Source organism: Herbaspirillum rhizosphaerae, from assembly GCF_001189965.1.
GTDB lineage: Bacteria > Pseudomonadota > Gammaproteobacteria > Burkholderiales > Burkholderiaceae_D > Herbaspirillum > Herbaspirillum rhizosphaerae.
Genome location: NZ_LFLU01000026.1, coordinates 35,962 through 42,782 on the forward strand (window position 1 = coordinate 35,962; position 6,821 = coordinate 42,782).

Annotated in this window: 6 protein-coding genes; 5 read left to right on the forward strand and 1 reads right to left on the reverse strand. The window is 60.0% G+C overall.

Going from position 1 to position 6,821, the window contains the following annotated elements; all coding sequences use genetic code 11:
* Nucleotides 1-64: 64 nt before the first annotated feature.
* The gene (locus AKL25_RS22800) at nucleotides 65-1,714 is read right to left on the reverse strand and encodes an acyl-CoA synthetase (protein ID WP_050479995.1); all 1,650 of its coding nucleotides are present in this window, start codon (nucleotides 1,712-1,714) and stop codon (nucleotides 65-67) included.
* A gap of 277 nt (nucleotides 1,715-1,991) precedes the next feature.
* Between AKL25_RS22800 and yajC the strand changes: the two genes are divergently transcribed.
* The 5 genes from yajC to AKL25_RS24565 form a co-directional block, all read left to right on the forward strand.
* Nucleotides 1,992-2,324: a preprotein translocase subunit YajC gene (gene yajC, locus AKL25_RS22805; protein ID WP_029364038.1), complete on the forward strand. Its 333-nt coding sequence runs from the start codon at nucleotides 1,992-1,994 to the stop codon at nucleotides 2,322-2,324.
* Between the two features lie 122 nt (nucleotides 2,325-2,446).
* Complete coding sequence (secD, locus tag AKL25_RS22810; protein WP_050479996.1) at nucleotides 2,447-4,345, forward strand: protein translocase subunit SecD; 1,899 nt, start codon at nucleotides 2,447-2,449, stop codon at nucleotides 4,343-4,345.
* A 69-nt stretch (nucleotides 4,346-4,414) separates the two neighbouring features.
* The gene (gene secF, locus AKL25_RS22815; protein ID WP_050479997.1) at nucleotides 4,415-5,359 is read left to right on the forward strand and encodes a protein translocase subunit SecF; all 945 of its coding nucleotides are present in this window, start codon (nucleotides 4,415-4,417) and stop codon (nucleotides 5,357-5,359) included.
* Between the two features lie 82 nt (nucleotides 5,360-5,441).
* Nucleotides 5,442-6,302: a tRNA cyclic N6-threonylcarbamoyladenosine(37) synthase TcdA gene (gene tcdA, locus AKL25_RS22820; RefSeq protein ID WP_050479998.1), complete on the forward strand. Its 861-nt coding sequence runs from the start codon at nucleotides 5,442-5,444 to the stop codon at nucleotides 6,300-6,302.
* Between the two features lie 319 nt (nucleotides 6,303-6,621).
* Nucleotides 6,622-6,821: hypothetical protein (locus AKL25_RS24565; RefSeq protein WP_205627300.1), on the forward strand; the 200-nt coding region annotated here is incomplete at its 3' end.

The following is a 6,821-nucleotide window of genomic DNA, read 5'->3' on the forward strand; positions in this document are numbered from 1 at the left end:
GTACATTCGTACTGTCTGCGTCGGCGCGCCTTGCCATCAGCGTTTTGTCAGCGGCTCTAAGCGCCTATGCCTGCTGCGGCTGTGCACGCCACTCGCTGACGCGAGCCCGCAGCTCGCGCCGGATCACCTTGCCGGTGGTGGTCATCGGCAATTCATCGACGAAGAAAATTTCGCGCGGATATTCGTGCGCGGCGAGGCGTACCTTGACGTGTTCCTGAATCTCTCGCTTGAGCTGGTCGTCGCCGGCGTATCCATCCTTGAGCACGATGATGGCCACCACGATTTCCGTGCGTTGCGCATCGGGCGAACCGATCACCGCGACCATCTTTACGGCCGGATGCTGGAGGATGTTGTCTTCGATCTCGCCGGGGCCGATGCGGTAACCGGCTGAGGTGATGACGTCGTCGTCGCGGCCGACGAAGCGGATGTAGCCGTCTTCGTCCATGCAGCCGGTGTCGCCGGTGAGCAGCCAGTCGCCGACGAACTTGTCTTGCGTGGCTTGCGGATTATTCCAGTATTGCAAGAACATCACCGGGTCGGGGCGCTGCACGGCGATGTTGCCGTCGCTGCCGGGCGGCAGCACCCGGCCCTGCGCGTCGACGATGGCAAGCGTGTGCCCGATGGCGGCGCGGCCGATGGCGCCGGGTTTGCAATCCATGATGGCGGCGCAGGACGACACCGTCATATTGCATTCGGTCTGGCCGTAGAACTCGTTAATGGTCAGGCCGAAAGTCTTGCGGCCCCAGTCGAGCAATTCGATGCCCAGCGATTCGCCGCCGCTGGCGACGGAACGCAGTTGATAGTTCCAGCGCTTTTCCGGATCGGCGACGGTGCGCATCATCTTCAATGCGGTCGGCGGCAGGAAGGTGTTGCGCACGCCGTAATCCTGCAGCAACTGAAAGGCCGCCTCGCCGGTGAATTTTTCGAAGCGATGCGCCACCAGCGGCACGCCGTGATGCCAGGCCGGCAGGAAGACGTCGAGCAGCCCGCCGATCCAGGCCCAGTCGGCCGGCGTCCACAGCAGGTCGCCTTCCAAGGGAAATAAATTATGCGACAGTTCCACGCCCGGCAGATGGCCTAGCAGCACGCGATGCGCATGCAAGGCGCCCTTGGGCTGGCCGGTGGTGCCGGAGGTGTAGATGATGACGGCGGGATCGTCGGCTTTGGTCTTGACCGGCGTCAGGTCGCTGCTGGCTTGCTTTAATGCCTGATGCAAATCCACGGTGCCGTCGAAGGCGCCGTCGATGGTGAGAATGGTCTTCAGCTCCGGCAGGCGATCGCGGATGCCGGCCAGCTTGGCGGCGCCGGCGGCATTGGTGACGACCACGCGCGTGCCGCTGTTGTGCAGGCGGTATTCCAGCGCTTCGGCGCCGAACAGCGCAAACAGCGGGATTGCAATCGCGCCGATCTTGTAGGCGGCGACGTGGGCCATTGCAGTTTCGGGCGCTTGCGGCAGCAGAATGCTGATACGGTCGCCGATTGTCACGCCGCAGCTCAGAAACAGATTGGCGAGACGGTCCGAGCTTTCCTTGATCTCGCCGAAGCTGTAGCGGCGGCTGGAACCATCGGCTGCGACGTGGATCAGAGCAAGCCTGCCCGGATCGGTTTCGGCCCATTTGTCGCAGACATCGACGCCGATGTTGTAGTACTCGGGGATATTCCAGCGGAAGGCGTCGTTGATTTCCTGATAAGGCCGGGCTTCGATGGGCAGCATGGTGGTACGGGTCTCCTGGGGTGAGTCTGGCAGTCGCGAGGCAATTCTTTGCTCTTGTTGGCTTGCTAATGTACCCCTGTACCCCCATATTGGCGATGCCGATATAACAAGTTTTCCTCACGGCAAGGCAGTTTCTCCCTGTTTTCTCAGTACTTTTTCGCCGCTTTTTCCGGTTAACGGCGCTTTCCCCCGATTCAGCCCGTCCGGAATGGGGGGAAGCGCCCGGCGCAATGCTAAAATGCGGGGCTATTTTTTAAACAACCATTTGGAGCGACACGTGTTTATTACCGATGCAATTGCACAAACCACTGCTGCAGGCCCAGGCGGCCTGATGGGCAATCTGACCAGCTTCCTGCCCATCATCCTGATGTTCGTTGTGCTGTACTTCCTGATGATCCGCCCTCAGATGAAGCGTCAAAAAGAACAAAAGGCCATGATGGAAGCACTCGCCAAGGGTGACGAAGTCGTGACTTCCGGCGGCTTGCTGGGCAAGATCGTCAAGGTGAGCGATGCTTACATCACCGTTGAAGTTTCCGAAGGCAATGAAGTCGTCGTGCAAAAAGCAGCGATCACCACGCTGCTGCCGAAGGGCACTCTGAAAGGACTGTAATCGGTCCGGCCGCATGGCTGACATGGGCGCATCGCGTATTTTTTTCTGACGCGGATGCGCCCTTGTTCACATTTGCTGCAAACGAATCCATCCTGGATGTTCATCATCAACGCTGAATCAATATGAATCGTTATCCTCTCTGGAAGTACGTCTTAATCGTCATAGCCCTGCTGTTCGGCACGTTGTATACGCTGCCCAACTTCTTCGGCGAATCGCCTGCCGTGCAGATCAGCAGCGCCAAATCCACCATCAAGGTGGACAGCTCGGTCGCCGAGCGTGTGCAGCAGGTCCTGCAACAGGGCAGCCTTGCGCCAGAGAGCGTGGTTTTCGATAACAGCAGCACCGCGCCGTCCGTGCGCGCCCGGTTCGCCAACACCGATACCCAGTTCAAGGCCAAGACCCTGCTGGAAAAAGGCCTGAATACCGATCCTGCCGATCCGACCTATATCGTCGCCTTCAACCTGCTGCCGAATACGCCGCAATGGTTGCAAAGCCTGCACGCCTTCCCGATGTACCTGGGTCTGGATTTGCGCGGCGGCGTGCACTTCCTGATGCAGGTCGACGTCAAGGCAGTGATGAACAAGCGCCTGCAAGGTTTGCAGGCTAGCGTGCGCAGCGTGCTGCGCGACAAGAACATCCGCCATAACGGCATCAACCGCAACGGCGACCAGATCGACATCCTGTTCCGCGATGCCGACACCCGCAACAAGGCGCGCAACGTGCTGGCCGGCGAAGTCTCCGAACTGGCGTTGCAAGACGCCGGCACCGGTGAAGACCTGAAGCTGATCGCCACACTGCGTCCTGAGGCGCTGAAGCAGACGCAGGAAGACGGCGTCAAGCAAAACATCTCGACCCTGTCCAAGCGCGTCAACGAACTGGGCGTGGCGGAACCGATCATCCAGCGCCAGGGTGCCGACCGTATCGTGGTCCAGCTGCCGGGCGTGCAGGACGTGTCCCGCGCCAAGGATATCATCGGCCGTACCGCCACGCTGGAAGTGCGCATGGTCGACGACTCCGTGACCCGCGGCACCGAAGAAAGCGCAACGATTCCTTTCGGCTCGGAACTGTTCAAGGTCGGCAAGGGCGCGCCGGTCGTGCTGTACAAGGATCCCGTCCTGACCGGCGACTATATCTCCAACGCATCGGCCAGCTTTGATGAAAACCATCAGCCTGCCGTCAGCATCGACCTCAACGGCGACGGCGGCCGCAAGATGCGCGACGCCACCCGTGAAAAGGTCGGCAAGGCAATGGCCATCGTCCTGTTTGAAAAAGGCAAGGGCGAAGTCCTGACTGTGGCGACCATCCGCTCCGAACTGGGTTCGCGCTTCCAGATCACCGGCATGGGTTCCGCGGAAGCCTCGAGCGACCTGGCGCTGCTGCTGCGCGCAGGTTCGCTGGCGGCGCCGATGGAAATCATCGAAGAACGCACCATCGGCCCGCAACTCGGCGCTGAAAATATCCGCAAGGGCTTCGACGCGACGCTGTACGGTTTCGCCGCCATGGCCATCTTCATGATCGTGTACTACCAGTTGTTCGGCCTGTTCAGCGCGCTGGCGCTGTCGGTCAACGTGCTGCTGCTGATTGCCGTGCTGTCGACGCTGCAGGCCACGCTGACCCTGCCGGGTATTGCGGCGATCGCGCTGGCGCTGGGTATGGCGATCGACTCCAACGTGCTGATCAACGAACGCATCCGCGAAGAACTGCGCAACGGCAATTCGCCGCAGGCAGCCATCAGCATCGGTTTCGATCGCGCCTGGGCAACCATTCTCGACTCCAACGTGACGACGCTGATCGCCGGCCTGGCGCTGCTGATTTTCGGTTCGGGCGCGATCCGCGGTTTCGCGGTGGTGCACTGCCTGGGTATCCTGACGTCGATGTTCTCGGCGGTGTTCTTCTCGCGCGGCCTGGCCAACCTCTGGTACGGCCGCAAGAAGAAACTGACCAGCCTGGCCATCGGCCAGATCTGGAAGCCGGAAGCCAAGGCCGATGTCGACACCAAGCCGGGCGTCAAAGTCAAATAAGCGCAGCGAACAGAATCCCGTGCGCCTTTGCCCGACAGATGGCAGAGGCGCAGAACTGAAAGGTATGTGATGGAATTTTTCCGCATCAAAAAAGATATCCCCTTCATGCGCCATGCGTTGATCTTCAACGTCATCTCGGCGCTGACCTTCGTGCTGGCAGTGTTCTTCCTGCTGAGCAAGGGCTTGCACTTCTCGATCGAATTCACCGGCGGCACCGTGATGGAAGTCGCGTACACCAAGCCGGCCAACATCGAAAACATCCGCAAGTCGGTCGAAGGCCTGGGCTTTACCGATACGCAAGTGCAGAGCTTCGGCACGGCGCAGGACGTGATGATCCGCTTGCCGGCCCAGCATGGCGTCAATGCCACCCAGCAAAGCGAAAAAGTCATCGCCGCGCTGACGGCGCAGGATCCTGACGTCAAGCTGCAGCGCGTGGAATTTGTCGGCCCGCAGGTCGGCGACGAACTGGCGCACGACGGCCTGATGGCGCTGGGCATGGTGGTGATCGGCATCGTGATCTACCTGGCCTTCCGCTTCGAATGGAAATTCGCGGTCGCGGCCGTCATTGCGAACTTGCATGACGTGGTGATCATCCTCGGCTTCTTCGCCTTCTTCCAGTGGGAATTCTCGCTGACCGTGCTGGCCGCGGTGCTGGCGGTGCTGGGTTACTCCGTCAATGAATCGGTGGTGGTGTTCGACCGGGTGCGCGAAGCCTTCCGGGATCGCCGCTACGGCAAGCTGTCCGCGCCGGAAGTGCTGAACCACGCGATCACCAGCACCATTTCGCGCACCATCATCACTCACGGCAGCACCGAAATGATGGTCTTGTCGATGCTGATCTTCGGCGGCCCGACGCTGCATTACTTTGCGGTTGCGCTGACCATCGGCATCTTGTTCGGTATCTATTCGTCGGTGTTCGTCGCCGCAGCGATCGCCATGTGGCTTGGCGTCAAGCGCGAAGACCTGATCAAGCCGGCCAAGCCGAAAGACGAAACTGACGGCGCCGTGGTATAAGTTTTCCACGCGTGAGGTTTGTACTGCCGCAGGCTGTTTCTCAGGAAACAGCCTGTTTTACTTTGTTACCCGGATAACTATCATGTCCAACGTTCAACCTGTCGTTGCTCCCAACGACGCCGATATCGATTTCGACCGCCGTTTCGGCGGCATCGCCCGCCTTTATGGCGCGCAAGGCCTGGCGCGTTTTCGCGCGGCGCACGTGTGCGTGGTAGGCGTGGGCGGCGTCGGTTCATGGATCGTCGAAGCGCTGGCGCGCAGCGCCATCGGCAAGATCACCATGATCGACCTCGACAACCTGGCCGAATCCAACGTCAACCGTCAGATCCACGCATTGACCGATACGCTGGGCAAGGCCAAGGTCACGGCGCTGCATGAGCGCATCATGCAGATCAATCCGTATTGCGAAGTCACCGAGGTGGAAGACTTCCTCACGCCCGACAATGTCGGCGAAATGATCGGCGTCGGCCGTTTCGACTACGTGGTCGACGCCATCGACAACGTGCGCGCCAAAGTGGCGCTGATCGCCTATTGCCGTGAACATAAAGTGCCGCTGCTGACCAGCGGCGGCGCCGGCGGCCAGATCGACCCGACCAAGATCGAGATCCGCGATTTGTGCCGTACCGAGCAGGAACCCTTGCTGGCAAAGGTGCGCAAGCGCCTGCGCGCGTGGCACAAGTTTCCGCGCGGGACCAAGAACAAGTTCGGCATCGATGCGGTGTTCTCGACGGAGCCTTTGCGGTTTCCGGAAGGAGAGGTTTGCGAGGTCGATACGGACGATGCTGCGGATGGGCTGGATACGGTCGATGCCGATGGTCGTCGTCAGGATGCCGGTGTCACCGGGCTTAATTGCGCCGGGTTTGGCTCGGCGATGGTGGTGACGGCTTCGTTTGGGTTGGTGGCGGCGGGGTTTGTGTTGAGGAAGATTGTTGAGCGGCCTTGAGGGCGCTCATGTGGATCGTGTTTTGTCCCGACTTCCTGCTGTAGATAATTTGGTTTTTCTTTCTTCGATCAACCATGCCGGGGGTAGCCCGGCGGCTACTCACTTTTCTTGCTCCGCCAAGAAAAGTAAGCAAAAGAAGGCGGCCGCTGGGTCGTAGCCCCTTCGGGGTTCCCGGCGCCGTCAGGCGCAAATCGGGAGAAAAAATAAACTCGCTTCGCTCAGACAGATTTTTTCTCTTAATCCGATTTGCACCTGCCGTCACCGGCTACTCTCAAGCGGACTTCGAGACTGGCTCGCTGCGCATCGCCAGGGGACTGAGGTGGCTTTATCTTCTCCGGCCTTTTTGGTTTCGTCGTTCCAACGAAAGTTGGAACCCAGTGTCGTGATGAAGTTTGAAGAGGCGCTGACGTCACTGGGTCCCAGCGTTCGCTGGGACGACGTTAAAAAGGACAAGGGAAAATTTTTAGAGCTCAGGTACCTGAAGCACGACGCCGCAGGCGAGTGCCCCTTGGCGAGGCG

Coding starts and splice junctions, on each gene's coding strand:
- secF (WP_050479997.1), top strand. CDS start 4,415: ATGGAATTTTTCCGCATCAAAAAAGATATCCCCTTCATGCGCCATGCG.
- AKL25_RS22800 (WP_050479995.1), bottom strand. CDS start 1,714: ATGCTGCCCATCGAAGCCCGGCCTTATCAGGAAATCAACGACGCCTTC.
- secD (WP_050479996.1), top strand. CDS start 2,447: ATGAATCGTTATCCTCTCTGGAAGTACGTCTTAATCGTCATAGCCCTG.
- tcdA (WP_050479998.1), top strand. CDS start 5,442: ATGTCCAACGTTCAACCTGTCGTTGCTCCCAACGACGCCGATATCGAT.